Consider the following 16,795-nt stretch of genomic DNA (forward strand, 5'->3'; position numbering starts at 1 on the left):
TCGACCGAGCGATCGGTCGTGCTCATGGGCGTCTCGGGCGCTGGCAAGACCACGATCGGTCTCGCCGCGAGTGCAGTGACCGGGGTGACGTTTCTCGACGCCGATGATCGGCATCCGCCTCAGAACGTCGCGAAGATGGCAGCAGGCATCCCCCTCGACGACGATGACCGCGCCCCGTGGCTGGATGCCGTCGGCGCGGCTCTGCGCGATGAGGCGCCGTGCATCATGGCCTGCAGCGCACTGCGCCGGTCGTATCGCGATCGACTTCGACAGCACGCGCCCGGCACGCTCTTCGTGCTGCTGCAGGTGCCGCGCACCGAGCTCGAGCGCCGCACGGCCACTCGCGACGCACACTTCATGCCCGCGACGCTGCTCGACTCGCAACTGGCCACGCTCGAGCCGCCCGACCCGGCCGAGGGCATCGTCGTGCTCGATGCGACCCGGCCGATCGATGCTCTCGCGGCCGACGTCGCCCTGCTTCTCGACACTCGGGTAGACTGAGCGACTGTACTTCGGCGAGGGAGCGGCAATCGCTCCGTAATCGACGCGGTGGGCAAGGCATCAGGTCTTTCCTCACGCGATTCGCGCGTTCGAGTTGACACCCAGACCGGGCCGGGTGGCCCACCGATTCAAGGAGACATCAGCATGGCTGACGAGAACAAGCTCAGCGCCGAGAAGCGCACCTCATTCGGCAAGGGCGCGGCACGCAAGCTGCGCGCGGTCGGTCAGATTCCCGCCGTCATCTACGGTCACGGAACCGACCCGCAGCACGTCGCACTGCCCGGCCACGAGACCGCGCTGCTGCTGCGCAAGTCGAACGTGGTGCTCACCCTCGACATCGAGGGCGACAAGCAGCTCGCGCTCGTGAAAGACGTGCAGAAAGACCCCGTGCGTCAGATCATCGAGCACGTCGACCTCATCGTCGTGCGCAAGGGCGAGAAGGTCACCGTCGATGTGCCGGTGCACGTCGAGGGCGAGTCGTACCCCGGAACCCTCGTGATGGTCGACCACAACACCCTCACGATCGAGGCCGAGGCGACGCACATTCCCGAGTCGCTCACCGTGTCGGTCGAGGGCCTCGAAGAGGGCGCCCAGATTCACGCCGGCGACGTCACCCTGCCGTCGGGCACCACCCTCATCACCGACCCAGACGCGCTCGTGATCAACATCACCGTGCCGCGCGCATCGGCCGCCGACGTCGCCGACGAGGCAGCGGTCGAAGAGGCTGCGGCTGAGGCGTCGGCAGAGTCTGCCGCCGAGAAGGCCGAAGAGGCCGAGGCCGACGCAGCCGAGTAAGCATCGCGGCGAACGGAGGGCATCCGTTCGCCACCATCACCGACGAGCGAGGAGGTCGAGCCATGGCCGGCCTCTTTCGCCGTTCGGCGCCCGCTGCGAGCAGTGACACCTGGCTGGTCGCCGGGCTCGGCAACCCCGGGCCCGGCTACGCCGGCAACCGGCACAACGTCGGCGCGATGGTGCTCGACGAGCTGGCGAACCGGTTCGGCGCACGATTCGGGCGGCACCGCACGTCGACGATGCTCGCCGAAGCGCGGTTGCGTGCTGGCGGGCCGAAGCTCGTGCTCGTGCGCCCGCTGAGCTACATGAACACGTCGGGCGGGCCCGTCTCGAGCGCGGCCGCCTACTTCTCGATTCCGGCCGAGCGGGTCATCGTCATCCACGACGACCTCGACCTGCCGTTCGAGACCATCAAGCTCAAGGCCGACGGCGGTCACGGCGGGCAGAACGGCGTGCGCGACATCATCAAGGCGCTCGGCACGCCCGACTTCGTGCGCGTGCGCGTGGGCATCGGCCGACCGCCGGGCCGTCAAGACGCGGCGTCATACGTGCTCGGCGACTTTCCGTCGGCCGAACGGGCGCGCCTGCCGTTCGTGCTGGGCGACGCAGCCGACGCGGTCGAGCTGATCGTCGAGCAAGGCCTGCTGGCGGCGCAGCAGAAGGTGCACGCCCCTCGCGCCTGAGTGCGGCGAGCCGAGCGCGCGAGGTCGCCGCGCAGCCCGCCGACAGCCCTGCTCGGCCGTGTCGTGCACGAACGTCTGCAGAATCACGCGCGAGGGCCCATGTGACGAGCGGTCTCCGATTCTGCAGACGTTGTTGCCCATGCTGTGCGCTCAGCAGGGCGCGTAGACTCGTGCGACGTGAGTCTCGAGCGGTTAATCCCGGCGCTGTCGCGCGCCCGAACGGTGCAGAACGCCCTCGAGCATGCGAGCAGCAGCACCGACTTCTCGGTCGTCGAAGGCCTGCGCGTGCCGCTCGTGGCGGCGATGCTGGATGCCCGCCCCGGCCCGCAGTGCCTGCTCGCCATCACGGCCACGGGGCGCGAGACCGAGTCGGTGCAGCAGTCGCTCTCGGCACTGGCGCCGACTGCCGTGGTGCTCGACCTGCCGGCCTGGGAGACCCTGCCGCACGAGCGCCTCAGCCCGAGCGCCGAGACGGTCGGCCGGCGCATCCGAACGTTGCGGGCACTGCGAGCCTGGGCCGACAACCCGGATGCCGGCAAGCCCGACCTCGTCGTCGTCGCGTCGGTGCGGGCTGCGCTGCAGCCGCTCGTCGACGGGCTCACCGAGGTCGAGCCCGTGGTGCTGCGCCGCGCAGCGCGCGGCTACGACTTGGCGCGCGTGACCGAGAGGCTTCTCGACCTCGCCTATTCGAGGGTCGACATGGTGACCCGTCGCGGCGAGTTCGCGGTGCGCGGCGGCATTCTCGACGTGTTCGCGGCGGTGGCAGAGCATCCGGTGCGGGTCGAGTTCTTCGGTGACGAGGTCGAGCAGCTGCGAGAGTTCTCGGTCGCCGATCAGCGATCGCTGCCGACCGAGGTCGACGAGGTCGAGCTCCCTCCGACGCGCGAGCTGCTGCTGACCGAGAGCGTGCGCCAGCGGGCGCGCGAGATGCAGCACGAGTTTCCGAGTCTGGCGCAGCTGCTCGCCAAGATCGGCGAAGGCATTCCGGTCGAAGGCATGGAGAGCCTGGCGCCTGCGCTCGTCGATCGGCTCGTGCCGCTCAGCCACTACCTGCCCGAGCGGGCGGCGATCGCGGTGCTGAGCCCCGATCGCGTGGCGAGCCGCGCGGTGAGCCTGCTCGAGACGAACCGCGAGTTTCTCACCGCCGCCTGGCATGCCGCGACGGCGGGGGCCGAAGCGCCGATCGATCTCGACGGCGGCGACTTCGTGACGGTCACCGGCTTGCGCGAGGCCGCCGGTGATCGCGACTGGTTCACGATCAGCGCGTTCGACGCCGACGACGATGACGTGGTGCGCATCGAGGCGGTCGAGCCTCCCGGTTTCGCGGGAAGCAGCGGGGGAGCCGTCGACCACGTCGTCGACCGACTGCGCGCGGGCTGGACGATGATCGTGGCCGCAGCGGGTCACGGCCTCGTCGAGCGAGCCGCCGATGTGCTCGGCGAGCACGAGGTCGCCGCGCGCATCGTCGACGAGCTGCCCGATGAGCTCGACGCCGGCGTGGCCTACCTCGTGCAGGCGCAGCTCGAGCACGGCTTCGAGCTGCCCGAGCTGCAGCTGGGTCTGCTGAGCGAGGCCGAGTTCTATGGCCGGTCGGTCGGCTACGACTCACGCCAGCCGAAGAAGCTCGCGAGCAGGCGCACGAACGTCGTCGACCCGCTGCAGCTCAAGGCGGGCGACTTCGTCGTGCACTCGACGCACGGCATCGGCCGCTTTCTCGAGCTCGTGCAGCGCGAGGTCAGCACGGGCGGCCGCAACGCGGTGAAGAGCCAGCGCGAGTTTCTGCTGATCGAGTACGCCCCGAGCAAGCGCGGGTATCCAGGCGACAAGCTCTACGTGCCGACCGATCAGCTCGACCTGCTCAGCCGATATGTGGGCGGCGAGGCGCCGACCCTCAGCAAGATGGGCGGCAGCGACTGGGCGGCGGCGAAGGGCAAGGCTCGACGTGCGGTGCGAGACATCGCCGTCGAGCTCGTGAAGCTCTACAGCGCTCGCATGTCGAGCAAGGGTTTCGCCTTCGCGCCAGACACCCCCTGGCAGCGCGAGCTCGAAGAGGCGTTTCCGTTCGCCGAGACCCCTGACCAGTTGACGACGATCGACGAGGTCAAGCGCGACATGGAGTCGCCGATTCCGATGGACCGCCTGCTCGCGGGCGACGTGGGCTACGGCAAGACCGAGGTCGCGGTGCGCGCGGCGTTCAAGGCCGTGCAGAGCGGCAAGCAGGTGGCGATGATCGTGCCGACGACTCTGCTCGTGAAGCAGCACGTCGAGACCTTCGCTGAGCGCTACGCCGGGTTCCCGATCCATCTCAGAGCTCTCAGCCGCTTCCAGTCAGACCGCGAGGCGAAAGAGACGCTCGACGGCCTGGCGAGCGGCACGGTCGATGTCGTCATCGGCACGCATCGCATTCTGAGCCAGGGCGTGCAATTCAAAGACCTGGGGCTCGTCATCATCGATGAAGAGCAGCGTTTCGGGGTCGAGCACAAAGACGCCCTCAAGAAGCTGAAGACCAATGTCGACGTGCTCGCAATGTCTGCCACGCCGATTCCTCGCACGCTCGAGATGGCGGTGACGGGCATCCGTGAGATGTCGACGCTCGCGACCCCGCCCGAAGACCGTCACCCGATTCTCACCTTCGTGGGCGCCTACAGCGACAAGCAGGTGGCGGCCGCGATTCACCGTGAGATGCTGCGTGAGGGGCAGGTGTTCTATGTGCACAATCGCGTCTCGAGCATCCAGCGCGTCGCGAGCCACTTGGCCGAGCTGGTTCCGGATGCGCGCATCGCCGTCGCCCACGGCCAGATGAGTGAGTCGCTGCTCGAACAGGTCATGGTCGACTTCTGGGAGCGCAAGTTCGATGTGCTCGTGTCGACGACAATCATCGAGACGGGCCTCGACGTGGCCAACGCGAACACGCTCATCATCGATCGAGCAGACAAGTACGGGCTGAGCCAGCTGCACCAGCTGCGCGGTCGTGTCGGTCGTGGGCGCGAGCGGGCCTACGCCTACTTCTTGTACGACGAGACCAAGCCGTTGACTGAGACGGCGCACGACCGGCTGCAGACGATCGCGGCCAACAGCGATCTCGGCGGCGGCATGCAGATCGCGCTGAAAGACCTCGAGATTCGCGGAGCCGGCAACCTGCTCGGCGCCGAGCAGGCGGGCCATATCGCAGGCGTCGGCTTCGACCTCTACTTGCGCATGATCGGCGAAGCGGTGAGCGTGTTCCGCGGCGACGCGATCGAAGAGCAGACCGAGCTTCGGCTCGAGCTGCCGGTCGATGCGCGCATTCCGGATGAGTTCATCGAGAGCGAGCGCTTGCGCTTGGAGGCGTATCAGAAGCTGTCGACGGCGAGTGCGCCGACGAGCGATGATGCGGCGCTGGATGCTGTGCTCGACGAGCTCGCCGACCGCTACGGCGACCCGCCCGCGTCGGTGCTCACGCTCATCGCCGTGTCGCGACTGCGCCGCCAGGCCCAGAAGCTCGGACTCAGCGATGTCGTGGTCATGGGCACGACCCTGCGGCTCGTGGGGCTCGACCTGGCCGATTCTCGCCAGTTGCGGCTGCAGCGCATGTACCCGGGGTCGAAGTGGTTCGCGCAGCAGCGCACCGCGACCGTGCCGATGCCGGCAGCGGCGAGCGACGACGACCTCATCGCCTGGGTCGGGCAGACGCTGCAGAACCTCTATGGCGCTGAGTCTGTGACGTCCTCGGCCTGATCCGCGGCATCGATGGCAGCGGCAACCGCGAGCGGCTTCGGAAACTTCACGGTGCCGGGCACCTCGTGCACGCGATACACCGCCATGGGGATGACCACGAGCGTGCGCAGGTCGAAGAGCGCGTGCACGAGCATGGCGAGAATGATGCTGCCACTGACCACATAGAGCACGGTCATGAGCAGGCCGACGACGGTGGTGGCGGCGACGCCGACCCAGCCCTGGTAGGCGTGCAGAGCGCCGAAGACGAGGGCCGCGAGCGCGAACGCACTGAGGGGCTCGCCGGTGACGATGGCGAGCAGTGCAGGCAGCGCGAGCCTGAACAGCGCCTCTTCGACGACTCCGGCGTTCACCGACAGCGCCGCGCCCCAGCCGAGCTCTGGCCGGTTGCGGGGAAGCAGGGCGGCGATGTTGCCGAGCATGATGACGCCGCCCTCGCGCCGTGCGCTGCGGGCGCCGATGATGGTCAGGATGCCCACTGCCAGCAGCCCGCCGACCAGCAGCCCCGTGCCGAGGCCGCCCCCGAGGGCTTCTCGAAGCCACGCGATGGGGGCCACCGCTTGCGCTGCCTGCAGGAGGGGAGTCACGACGGGGGAGACGAGCAGCAGCACGAGCAGTGACGCCCCGCCGAAGAGCACGAACGACTCGATGAGCCACTTGCGCATCATCGTCTGCCGTCGTGCTGTCGAACGGTAGCGCCGAAAGCGCACGAGCTCGCGGCGGTCTCGCTGCACGGCGCGCGCGGCGAAGAGGGTCAGCAGCCCCGCGGCGAGCAGCGCTGCTGCCACGCGCATCGGCCAGTCGAACTCGGGAAGCATGCCTCCAGTCTCGTCCACCGTCGGCTGCGCTTCTGCCGATGGCCGTGCTCGTACCCCGTGCTCGTGCTCGCCGCAGGCAACCGTCTGCCCCCCCCCCCCCCGAAACGTTCCCGAATTGTAGGAACATCCCGACACCCGGTCGCGGAAGAGTCGCTCCGGGCTCCTACAGTTCGGGAGTGAAACGCAGGCAACTGTGCGCTCCTGGCCTGTCGTTCCTGACGAGATGCTCCTGACGAGTCGCTCCCGACCCGACCCGGCGCTCCCAACTCGGCAACCCCAACTCGGCAACCCTGACCCGGCAGTGCGCAACGGCGCGGCGCAGGGCGGCGTTGAACGGCACAGAGCCAGGGCGGCGTCGAGGGGGCCGCGCCAGGGCGGCGTCGAGGGGGCAGGATGGTCGCATGACGCCCGACCAGTCGACCCCCGCGCTTCCTGCACCGAAACCGCATCCGAACCTCGATCAGTTGATCGCCGTGCTCGAGTTCTTGCGGGCGCCGGGCGGCTGCGCCTGGGATGCCGAGCAGTCGCACGACAGCCTCACCCGATACCTCGTCGAAGAGACGCACGAACTCATCGAAGCGATCGAGTCGGGCAGCAGAGACGACCTGCTCGAAGAATTGGGCGACGTGCTCTACCAGGTGCTGTTTCACGCTGACATCGCCGCGGCCAGCAGCGAGCATCCCTTCACGATCGATGACGTCGCCGCAGCGAGCGTGGCCAAGATGGTCGGCCGCCACCCGCACGTCTTCGGCGACGTCGTCGCCGACACGGCCGAGCAGGTCGCCGCCAACTGGGAGGGCTGGAAGCGCGACCAGAAGCCTGAGCGCGCGAGCGTGCTCGACGGCGTGCCCGCGGGCCTCACCGGGCTGTCGCGCGCGCAGAAGGTGCTCGACAAGGCTGACGGCCTCGGCATCGAGGTGGCGACCGAGGTCGCCGACGCCGCGGTCGCCGACGAGCAGGCGCTCGGCGAGGCGATGCTGGCGCTCGCCGCAGAAGCCCGTCGGCGCGGGCTCGATGCCGAACGAGCACTGCGGGCAGCGGTGCGCGACCTCGAGGGGCGGGTACGCGCCGCCGAGCAGGGCTCGGCCGCGTGACAGAATCGTGGGCATGGCTTCTGCTGTGACACCTCCTCGCGGCATGCGCGACTTCTTGCCCGCTGAGAAGGCCCACCGCGAGCGCGTGCTGCAGCGCATCCGCTCGGTGTTTCGCGCTCACGGCTTCGACGAGATCGAGACGCCGGTCATGGAAGACGCGTCTCGACTGCACGCCGGCCTCGGCGGCGACAATGAGAAGCTCGCCTACGCGGTGATGAAGCGCGGACTCACCCTGGATGCCCTCGCCGAGGCGTCGAGCCCCCTCGACCTCGCCGACCTGGGGCTGCGGTTCGACCTCACGGTGCCGCTCGCGCGCTTCTATGCGACGCACCGCGGCCAGTTGCCGAGCGTCTTCCGTGCGATTCAGATCGCTCCGGTCTGGCGTGCCGAACGCCCGCAGAAGGGGCGCTACCGGCAGTTCATGCAGTGCGACATCGACATCATCGGCGAGCCGGGCATCATCGCCGAAGCCGAACTCATGACGGCCACGGTCGCGGCGCTCGACGCGCTCGGGGTGCCGGGGTGCAGCATCCGCGTCAACGATCGTCGGCTGCTGACGGCCTGGCTGGCCGCGTTCGATGTGCCCGAGTCGCTGCGCTCTGCCGCACTCATCTCGATGGACAAGCTCGACAAGATCGGCCTCGACGGCGTCGTCGCCGAACTGCAGTCGATCGGCGTCGAGCGTGCTGGCGAGATGTTCGAGGGCGTGCACCCTCCCCTCGACGGCGATGATTCGTGGCGGATGCTCGACCACACCGTCTTCGCCGATCAGGCCGCGGCGGCCGACCTGCGCACTCTGCGCGCTGCCGCGGGCGACGTGCCCCTCGTGTTCGACCCCTTTCTGGTGCGGGGCATGGGCTACTACACGGGCCCGATCTTCGAAGTCGCGCACCCCGAGTTCGGCTACTCGCTCGGCGGCGGCGGCCGGTACGACGGCATGATCGGGCGTTTTCTCGGCACCGAGGTGCCCGCATGCGGCTTCTCGCTCGGCTTCGAGCGGCTCATCGACCTCGTCGAACTCGGCGACGAGGTCGGCGAAGGCTCCGCGCTGCTCTTCGAGCGCGATGCCGACCTGCCCACGCTCATGGCGCTCAAGGCGGCGCTGACGAGCGCCGGTGATCGCGTGCGACTGCTCGCGCGGCCGAAGAACATGAAGGCGGCGCTCGAGCAGCTGCACGGTGAAGGCTTCACGCGATTCGCCGTCATCACCGCCGAGACGGCGGCCGACGTCGAGACTCTCGACTGGCGTAGGCTCGACAGCGCCTGACCCCCAGCTCTCTGCACTCACCCACCACCACTGAACGCTTCACCAGCATCGAAGGAGACACCCACATGGCTGCAATCGAGGCCGTCGGCGCCCGCGAGATTCTCGACTCGCGCGGCAACCCCACCGTCGAGGTCGAGGTGCTGCTCGACGACGGAACCGTCTCGCGCGCCGCAGTGCCCTCGGGCGCCTCGACGGGTGCCTTCGAGGCTTATGAGCTTCGTGACGGCGACAAGAGCCGCTACCTGGGCAAGGGTGTGCTCAAGGCCGTCGACGCCGTGCTCGACGTGCTCGGCCCGGCGATCGAAGACATGGATGCGAGCGACCAGCGACTCGTCGACGCCGAGCTGCGCGCCGCCGATGGCACCGACAACAAGTCGAAGCTCGGCGCGAACGCCATCCTCGGCGTCTCGCTCGCCGTGGCGAAGGCCGCCGCAGACTCGGCCGACCTGCCCCTCTTCCGATACCTCGGCGGGCCGAACGCCCACGTGCTGCCCGTGCCGATGATGAACGTCATCAACGGCGGATCCCACGCCGACACCGGCGTCGACGTGCAAGAGTTCATGATTCTGCCGATCGGAGCTGAGAGCTACAGCGAAGGCCTTCGCTGGGGCGTCGAGACCTACCACGCGCTCAAGGGCGAGCTCAAGGCCGGCGGCTTCAGCACGGGCCTCGGTGACGAGGGTGGTTTCGCCCCCGACCTCGCCGGCACGAAGGCGGCCCTCGACTTTCTCATGGCGGCCATCGAGAAGGCGGGCTTCACGCCCGGCACCGACATCGCGCTCGGGCTCGACGTCGCGGCGACCGAGTTCTTCGAGAACGGCATCTATCGCTTCGAGGGGGCCGAGCACACCGCCGAGTCGCTCACCGCATACTTCGGCGACCTCGTCGGGTCATACCCGCTGGTGACGATCGAAGACCCGCTGGCTGAAGACGACTGGGCAGGCTGGGCCGCGTTCACCGCGTCGGTCGGCTCACGCGTGCAGGTCGTCGGCGACGACCTCTTCGTCACGAACCCCAGTCGCCTTGCTGACGGCATCGCCCAGGGTTCTGCCAACTCGCTGCTCGTCAAGGTCAACCAGATCGGAACCCTCACCGAGACCTTCGACGCCGTCGCGCTCGCGCAGCGCAGCGGATTCACGTGCGTGCTCTCGCACCGTTCGGGCGAGACCGAAGACACGACGATCGCCGACCTCGCCGTGGCGACCAACAGCGGCCAGATCAAGACCGGTGCCCCCGCTCGCAGTGAGCGCGTGGCGAAGTACAACCAGCTGCTGCGCATCGAAGAAGAGCTGGGTGACGCCGCGGTGTATGCAGGCCGTGGCGCATTCCCGCGATTCAGCGCGTAGCGCAGCGCGAGCATCCGGCCCGCCGCCTCCCCACTCGGGGTGCGGCGGGTCGCTCGCTTAAGCTGGCACCATGCCCCGCCGACCTCGCGACCCGCGCACGACGACTCCCGTCGCGCTGCCCGTCGACGCTCCGGCGGCGACTCCGTGGTTTCGCAACCTGCAGATCTCGGGCTTCACGGTCGCAGTGTTCGTGCTCATCGTCGCCGGGCTCATCGTGCTCGCGCCCTCGCTGCGGCTGCTCGTCGAGCAGCAGCGCGAGATCGCGGCGCTCGAGCAACGCGTGGCCGAGCAGCAGGCCGAGGTCGACCAGCTGCAGACCGAGATCGATCGCTGGCAAGACTCCGCCTACATCGAGGCGCAAGCGCGCGATCGACTGCTCTACGTCTACCCGGGCGACATCAGCTACCTCATCATCGATGACGGCGTCACCCCCGAGCGCTTCGACGGCACTCCGGTGAGCGACGAGATTCAGACCACCCGCATCGACTGGGTGCGCGCGCTGCTCACCTCGGCCGTCACGGCAGGCCTCACCGACAAGCCGGCCGATCAGCTGCCGTCTCCGCAGTTCGGCGGCGGGGGATGAGCCGCCCGCCGTTCGCACCGTTCACCGACCGCGACGTCGACATCGTCTCGGCGCAACTCGGTCGGCAGGCGCGCGACGTCATCGGCATCGCCGCGCGCTGCGTGTGCGGTGCGCCGACCGTGGTCGCGACGAGCCCTCGGCTCGGCAACGGCACGCCATTTCCGACCCTGTACTACTTGAGCCACCCGGCCGCGACGGCGGCCGTCTCGACCCTCGAGGCCGAGGGCCGCATGGCCGAGTACACCGCGATGCTGCTCGACGACGTCGAACTGCAGAACGCCTACCGCGCGGCGCACGAGTCGTACCTCGGCGATCGGGAGGGCATCCTGAACGTTCCCGAGATCGAGGGATACTCTGCCGGCGGCATGCCAGTGCGCGTGAAGTGCCTGCACGCGCTCGTCGGGCACAGCCTCGCGGCAGGCCCGGGCGTGAACCCCATCGGAGACCTCGCCCTGGCCGAGTGCGGCTGGAGCCCCGAGGTGTGCGCATGCGACGCCGACCAGCGCCCCGCCTGAGGCGCGCGAGTGCGCTGCTCATCGCGAGCGGCCTGGCCGTCGGCGTGCTGCTGCCCGGCTCGCTCGCCGAGCCCGCGTTCGCCGATGCCGTGCGCGACCGGCAGTACTGGCTGAGCGAGCTCGGCATCACGCAGGCCTGGAGCACCACGCGCGGCGAAGGCGTCGTCATCGCCATCATCGATTCGGGGGTGGATGCCACGCATCCCGACCTGGCCGGCGCCGTCATCGGGGGCACCGATGTCTCGGGTCGAGGCTCGCCCTCCGGCACCGAGCCCCTCGGCCCCGACGGCCGCACGCACGCCACCATGGTTGCCTCGCTCGCCGCCGGTCGCGGAAGCGCGCCGGGAGTCGGCGTGATCGGTGCGGCACCCGCCGCCTCGATACTCAGCATCTCGCTCGTGTTCGGGCCGGGTGAGCGCAGCGGCGACGACCAGATCTCAGAGGGCGTCGTCTGGGCGGTCGACAACGGCGCCGACATCATCTCGCTCTCGCTGACCCGCAATCGCATCGACTGGCCCGAGAGCTGGGATGACGCGTTTCTCTACGCAGAAGAGAACGACGTGGTCGTCATCGCCGCAGCTGGCAACCGCGGCAGCGGCACCGACCAGGTGGCGGCGCCCGCCACGATGCCGGGAGTGCTCGCCGTGGGAGGCATCGACCGTGCGGGGCGGGCGAGCACCGCCGCGTCGACCGAGGGCATCACGATCGGAGTCATGGCTCCCAGCGAGGGGCTCATCGGCGCAGTGCCAGGGGGCGGCCACCGACTCTGGCAGGGCACGAGCGGCGCGACGCCCATCGTGGCCGGCATCGCGGCGCTCGTGCGTGCCGCGCACCCCGACCTCGATGCTGCGGGCGTCATCAACCGCATCATCAGCACGGCGCGCCCCGTGACCTCGGTCGTGCCCGACCCCGACTATGGATACGGTGTCATCGACGCCGCCGCGGCGGTGAGCGCAGAGGTGCCGAACGTCACCGCGAACCCCCTGGGGTCGCTCGCCGAATGGATCACCGTCAATCGTCGCGCAGACGCCGCGCCGCTCGAGGTGGCCATCGCTGCGGCCCAGCCGCCGCGCGCTCGCGCGGTCACGGCACCGCCCTCTCTGGTGCCGAGCTTCATCGTGCGGGAGGCTGCGGCGAGCATCCCTCTCGTGATCATCATCGCCGGAACAGGCACGGTGCTCACCGCGCTCGGCGCCGCGGCCGCCCTGCGGTTCGTCAGCCGCCGCCGTTCAGAGTAGATTGGGGCGGTTCCCTCTACCACCAAGGAGTGCTTTTCCCGTGCCCAGAATTCTTGTCGTCGGTGGCGGCTATGCCGGTTTCTACACCGCTCTGAAGCTCGAAAAGCAACTGCGCCGCGGTGAGGCCGAAGTCATCATGGTCGACCCGCTGCCCTACATGACCTACCAGCCCTTCCTGCCCGAAGTGGCCGCAGGCTCGATCGAGCCCCGCCACGCCGTGGTCTCGCACCGACGGCACCTGAAGCGCACCACCGTGATCACTGCGGCCGTCACCGGCATCGACCACGCGGCCAAGACCGCCACGATCGCTCCCGAGGTCGGCGAGCCCTACACGATCGACTACGATCACGTCGTCGTCACGGCCGGCTCGGTGTCGCGCACCTTCCCGATTCCGGGAGTGGCAGATGTCGCCATCGGCATGAAGTCGATCGAGGAGGCCGTCGCGGTGCGCGACCGACTCATCGACAACTTCAGCCGCGCAGCCCTGCTGCCTGCGGGCCCCGAACGCGACCGCCTGCTCACCGTCGTCGTCGTGGGCGGCGGCTTCGCCGGCATCGAGACCTTCGCCGAGCTGCGCAGCCTGGCGAGCTCGCTCCTCGCGCAGTACCCGGGCCTCTCGATCGACGACACCCACTTTCACCTCATCGAGGCGATGGGGCGCATCATGCCCGAAGTGTCGCTCAAGACCAGCCACTGGGTGCTCAAGAACCTCGCTCAGCGCGACGCCATCGTGCACCTCGACACGCAGCTCACGAGTGCCGTCGACGGCCGCATCGAGCTGTCGACCGGCGAGACCTTCGAGAGCGACCTCGTCATCTGGACGGCCGGCGTCATGGCCAACCCCGTGCTGCGCGGCACCGACCTTCCCGTCGACGAGCGCGGGCGCCTGCGGGCGCAGCCTGACCTGCGCGTCGTCGACGACAACGGCCCCCTCGAGGGTGCGTGGACGGCGGGCGATGTCGCCGCAGTTCCCGACCTCTCGGGCGGCGGAGTCGGCGGCTACTGCGTGCCCAACGCGCAGCACGCCGTGCGCCAGGGCAAGCAACTGGCCAAGAACCTCATCGCCGTGCTGCGCGACGAGCAGCCGCGAGAGTACAACCACACCAACCTCGGCGCCGTCGCCGGCCTCGGGCTGTGGGTGGGCGTGTACCAGTGGCGCGGCGTCGCGGTGAAGGGCTGGATGGCCTGGATCATGCACCGCGGCTACCACGGCCTCGCCATCCCGATGTGGGAGCGCAAGCTGCGGGTCTTCGGCGGCTGGGTCGGGCACTTCTTCCTCGGCCGCGACACCGTGAGCCTGTCGGCGCGCGAGACGCCCCAGGCCTACTTTCAGAAGTTCGCCTCGCGCCCCAAGGTCTGAGTCGATCTAGGCTGGTCGCGCGCCCCGGTAGCCCAATGGCAGAGGCAGGCGACTTAAAATCGCTTCAGTGTGGGTTCGAGCCCCACCCGGGGTACGGCGACACGGCGCGACGCTTGCGCGTCGCGGGGTTCGAGCCCCACCCGGGGTACTCAGCTCGACGCTGGGGCGATCGAGTCGCGCTCGACGATGGGCATGGGCACGAGTATCTCGCCCGATCGATCGTGGTCGAGCAGAACCTCGACCGCGGTGCGGCCCATCTGCTCGTGCGGCAGCGCGATGGTCGTGAGGCCGGGTCTCATGTAGGCGGCGATCTCGTCGTTGTCGAACGAGACGATCGACACGTCGTCTGGCACGGAGAGCCCGGCCTCGGTGAGTGCCTGATGCGCGCCGAAGGCCAGGCGGTCGTTGAGCGCCAGAATGCTGCGCACTGCTGACCTTCGGCGCTTCAAGATCTTCTTCATCGCGGCATAGCCGTGCTCGGGCTCCCACAACCAGATCGATTCGGTCACAGCGAATTTTAGGCCGTGGTCTCGCATGGCCTCGCCGATTCCGGCGATGCGCCGTGCGACGGTCATCGACCGAAAGAGGCCGCGTTCTGCTTCTTCGTCGAAGCCCAACAGCACGATGCCCTCGCGGTGGCCTCTCGACGCGAGAAGATCGACGGCAGTGCGTCCGCCTTGACGCTCGTCGGGCAGCACCGAGTTGGGGTACGAGTCGTTGGTGGCGTTGAGCAGCACCACTTGAGTGCTGTCGGGAATGCGGGGAACGTACAGTTCTCGAGATCGCATGGTGGCGAAGATGATGCCGTCGACTTGGCGATCGAGCACAGCCTCGATCGCTTCTGCTTCGCGGCGCGGGTCGCCCGCGGTCTCGAGCACGAGCAGGACGTGCTTGGCGTCGTGCGCGGCGTCGAGCGCACCCTTGATGAGCCCGCTGGCGAAGCGGGTCGTGGCCACGACGTCAGAGATGAAGCCGATCGTGTCGGTGGTCGAGGTGCGCAGGCCGCGAGCAGTCAGGTTCGGTCGATAGCCGAGTTCTTCGGCAGCTCTGATCACCCGGTCGTGCGCGTCTTGCGAGAGGCGTGTGTCTGGCCGACCGTTCAAGATCATCGAGGCGGCTGTCGACGACAGGCCAGCACGCCGTGCGACATCGCTCAACGTGACGCGTTTGCTCGGCATCGATCGGTGGCCTCCTCTTTTTCGAGTGTAGGCCGCGCGCGGCGGTCGGCGCTGTTGGCTTGACAGGAAACGGGAGAATGGTGCTAAATGGATTTAGCACCGATCCTGCCGGGTCGGGCGTGATCGTGGGCGTTGTGCCATGACACCCTGTCGATCAGCGACCAAGAGACAAGACAAAGGAGTCACACTGATGCGTCTTCACACATCACGGCGCGGGTCGACCCGCGCCGTGCTCGGCGCGACCGTCGCTTTCGCGATGATCGGGCTTGCCGGGTGCGCGCCCGGAGGCACGGGCCCCGCTCCGACCGGCGACACTGAGGTCAGCACGGTGCTGACCGACGAAGAGGTCGTTCTCACCATCGCCGACGAGACGGGCTTTCCCGTCACCGACGCGCTCACCGAAGAGTTCACGCGGCAATATCCGAACGTGACCTTCGAGGTCACGCGCGACACGTTCCAGAACCTCACCGCGAACGCGCCGCGACTGCTCGCGGGCTCGAACCCGCCCGACCTGATCCGCCTCCCGACCATCGGCGACACGGTGCGCGACGGACTCCTCGCGAACCTCGACCCCTATTTCGAGGCGTACGGCTGGGATTCGTGGCCCGCATCGCAGCTCGCGCCAATGCGCATGTCTGACGAGGGCGTGCGCGGTTCGGGCTCGCTCTACCAGCTCGGTCTCGGCTACAGCGTGACCGGCATCTTCATGAACATGGAGATCGCCTCGCGACTCGGCATCACCTCGACGCCCTCGACCATGGCCGAGTTCGAAGCGATGATGGCGACCGCCAAGGCCGCGGGCGAGCTGCCGATCATGGCAGGCGACTCTGACGGTGTCGTGAACTTCGTGGTGCAGGCCGCCATGAACCAGTTCGCCGACCAGGACGAGTTCTTGAGCTGGATGTTCAATGAGCCGGGTGCGACCTACAACACGCCAGGCAACGTGCAGGGCGCCGAGCTCATTCGCGACTGGGCCGACAAGGGCTACTTTCCGTCTGACATCAACGCGATCGACTACTTCTCGTTCGTGACGCGGTTCTCAGAGGGCGAAGGCCTCTTCACGTTCAACGGAAACTGGGCCGCAGCCGGCTACCAGGATGCGCTGGGTGACGACGTCACGTTCTTCCTCGTGCCTCCGATCAACGAAGGCGACCGTCACATCGCGATGGGCGCCGGCAACTCGTTCTCGGTGGCTGCCGGCTCTGACAACATCAACGAGATCGTGTACTTCCTCAACTGGATCCACACCGATCCGGCCGCGCGTCAGATCATCGTCGACATCACCGGCGCGTCGCCCGGCGGCGACCCCAGCCTGCCGCTGCCCGAGGTGGCGCCAGGTTCGCTCATCGAGCGCGCACTCGAGATGTCTGCTCAGATCGGCGCCGAGAACGGCCAGGTCGACTTCATGGCCAACACCACGGCCGGCATCTATGCAGGGTCGATCATTCCCGAGTCGCAGCTGCTGGTGACCAGCCAGATCACCGGTCGTGAGTTCGTCGAGCGCGTCCAGGCGTTCTACGAGCAAGAGCTGGGTCTCTGACGATGCTGGCGCTCGATGACGATCGGCGGGGACGCGTGATCCCTCGCCTGGGGGTGCTTGCGCCGTGACCGTCGTTCGTTCGTCGAGCGCACCTCGTCGGGGGGGGGGCGGGGCGGGCGCCCCCCCCGGCGCCCCAACCGGGGGGGGGGGGTTAGTTGGGGGG

General features: G+C 68.6%; 14 protein-coding genes and 1 tRNA gene. 13 read left to right on the forward strand and 2 right to left on the reverse strand.

Features of this window, described 5'->3' with window-relative positions:
• The first annotated feature begins 24 nt into the window (after positions 1–24).
• The 4 genes from KIT89_RS13495 to mfd all read left to right on the forward strand — a co-directional run bounded on the left by KIT89_RS13495 (position 25) and on the right by mfd (position 5,696).
• The gene (locus tag KIT89_RS13495) at positions 25–501 is read left to right on the forward strand and encodes a gluconokinase (RefSeq protein WP_297603974.1); all 477 of its coding nucleotides are present in this window, start codon (positions 25–27) and stop codon (positions 499–501) included.
• A 144-nt stretch (positions 502–645) separates the two neighbouring features.
• Positions 646–1,296 carry a 50S ribosomal protein L25/general stress protein Ctc gene (locus KIT89_RS13500; protein ID WP_297602387.1) on the forward strand — a complete coding sequence of 217 codons (651 nt, stop codon included), beginning with the start codon at positions 646–648 and terminating at the stop codon, positions 1,294–1,296.
• Positions 1,297–1,358: 62 nt separating this feature from the next.
• Complete coding sequence (gene pth, locus KIT89_RS13505) at positions 1,359–1,979, forward strand: aminoacyl-tRNA hydrolase (RefSeq protein ID WP_297602388.1); 621 nt, start codon at positions 1,359–1,361, stop codon at positions 1,977–1,979.
• A 177-nt stretch (positions 1,980–2,156) separates the two neighbouring features.
• Entirely contained in the window at positions 2,157–5,696 is a 3,540-nt protein-coding gene (mfd, locus tag KIT89_RS13510; protein ID WP_297602389.1) for a transcription-repair coupling factor, read from the forward strand.
• Here mfd and KIT89_RS13515 read toward each other — a convergent pair.
• A complete protein-coding gene (locus tag KIT89_RS13515) occupies positions 5,663–6,511 on the reverse strand; it encodes a CPBP family intramembrane glutamic endopeptidase (RefSeq protein ID WP_297602390.1) in 849 nt (282 codons plus the stop codon). The two genes, mfd and KIT89_RS13515, sit on opposite strands and share 34 nt — an antisense overlap.
• A 401-nt stretch (positions 6,512–6,912) precedes the next feature.
• Between KIT89_RS13515 and KIT89_RS13520 the strand changes: the two genes are divergently transcribed.
• The 8 genes from KIT89_RS13520 (at position 6,913) to KIT89_RS13555 (ending at position 14,008) form a co-directional block, all read left to right on the forward strand.
• Positions 6,913–7,605 carry a MazG family protein gene (locus KIT89_RS13520; protein WP_297602391.1) on the forward strand — a complete coding sequence of 231 codons (693 nt, stop codon included), beginning with the start codon at positions 6,913–6,915 and terminating at the stop codon, positions 7,603–7,605.
• A gap of 13 nt (positions 7,606–7,618) precedes the next feature.
• Positions 7,619–8,872 (forward strand): histidine--tRNA ligase, encoded by a 1,254-nt coding sequence (gene hisS / locus KIT89_RS13525; RefSeq protein ID WP_297602392.1) that lies wholly within the window; start codon positions 7,619–7,621, stop codon positions 8,870–8,872.
• Between the two features lie 65 nt (positions 8,873–8,937).
• Positions 8,938–10,218, forward strand: coding sequence for a phosphopyruvate hydratase (gene eno / locus KIT89_RS13530; protein ID WP_297602393.1), 1,281 nt, complete (start codon positions 8,938–8,940; stop codon positions 10,216–10,218).
• 70 nt (positions 10,219–10,288) lie between these two features.
• The gene (locus KIT89_RS13535; protein ID WP_297602394.1) at positions 10,289–10,801 is read left to right on the forward strand and encodes a septum formation initiator family protein; all 513 of its coding nucleotides are present in this window, start codon (positions 10,289–10,291) and stop codon (positions 10,799–10,801) included.
• A complete protein-coding gene (locus KIT89_RS13540) occupies positions 10,798–11,316 on the forward strand; it encodes a DUF501 domain-containing protein (RefSeq protein WP_297602395.1) in 519 nt (172 codons plus the stop codon). The genes KIT89_RS13535 and KIT89_RS13540 overlap by 4 nt, the downstream gene beginning before the upstream one ends.
• Positions 11,289–12,554 (forward strand): S8 family serine peptidase, encoded by a 1,266-nt coding sequence (locus KIT89_RS13545; RefSeq protein ID WP_297602396.1) that lies wholly within the window; start codon positions 11,289–11,291, stop codon positions 12,552–12,554. The genes KIT89_RS13540 and KIT89_RS13545 overlap by 28 nt, the downstream gene beginning before the upstream one ends.
• A gap of 40 nt (positions 12,555–12,594) precedes the next feature.
• Positions 12,595–13,914, forward strand: coding sequence for an FAD-dependent oxidoreductase (locus KIT89_RS13550; RefSeq protein WP_297602397.1), 1,320 nt, complete (start codon positions 12,595–12,597; stop codon positions 13,912–13,914).
• A gap of 21 nt (positions 13,915–13,935) precedes the next feature.
• A tRNA-Leu gene (locus tag KIT89_RS13555) sits at positions 13,936–14,008 on the forward strand.
• A gap of 55 nt (positions 14,009–14,063) precedes the next feature.
• Here the strand turns inward: KIT89_RS13555 and KIT89_RS13560 are convergent.
• Positions 14,064–15,092, reverse strand: coding sequence for a LacI family DNA-binding transcriptional regulator (locus KIT89_RS13560; RefSeq protein ID WP_297602398.1), 1,029 nt, complete (start codon positions 15,090–15,092; stop codon positions 14,064–14,066).
• Positions 15,093–15,282: 190 nt separating this feature from the next.
• Between KIT89_RS13560 and KIT89_RS13565 the strand changes: the two genes are divergently transcribed.
• Entirely contained in the window at positions 15,283–16,632 is a 1,350-nt protein-coding gene (locus tag KIT89_RS13565; RefSeq protein WP_297602399.1) for an ABC transporter substrate-binding protein, read from the forward strand.
• The last annotated feature ends 163 nt before the right edge of the window (positions 16,633–16,795 follow it).

This window comes from Microcella sp. (assembly GCF_025808395.1).
Taxonomy (GTDB): Bacteria; Actinomycetota; Actinomycetes; order Actinomycetales; family Microbacteriaceae; genus Microcella.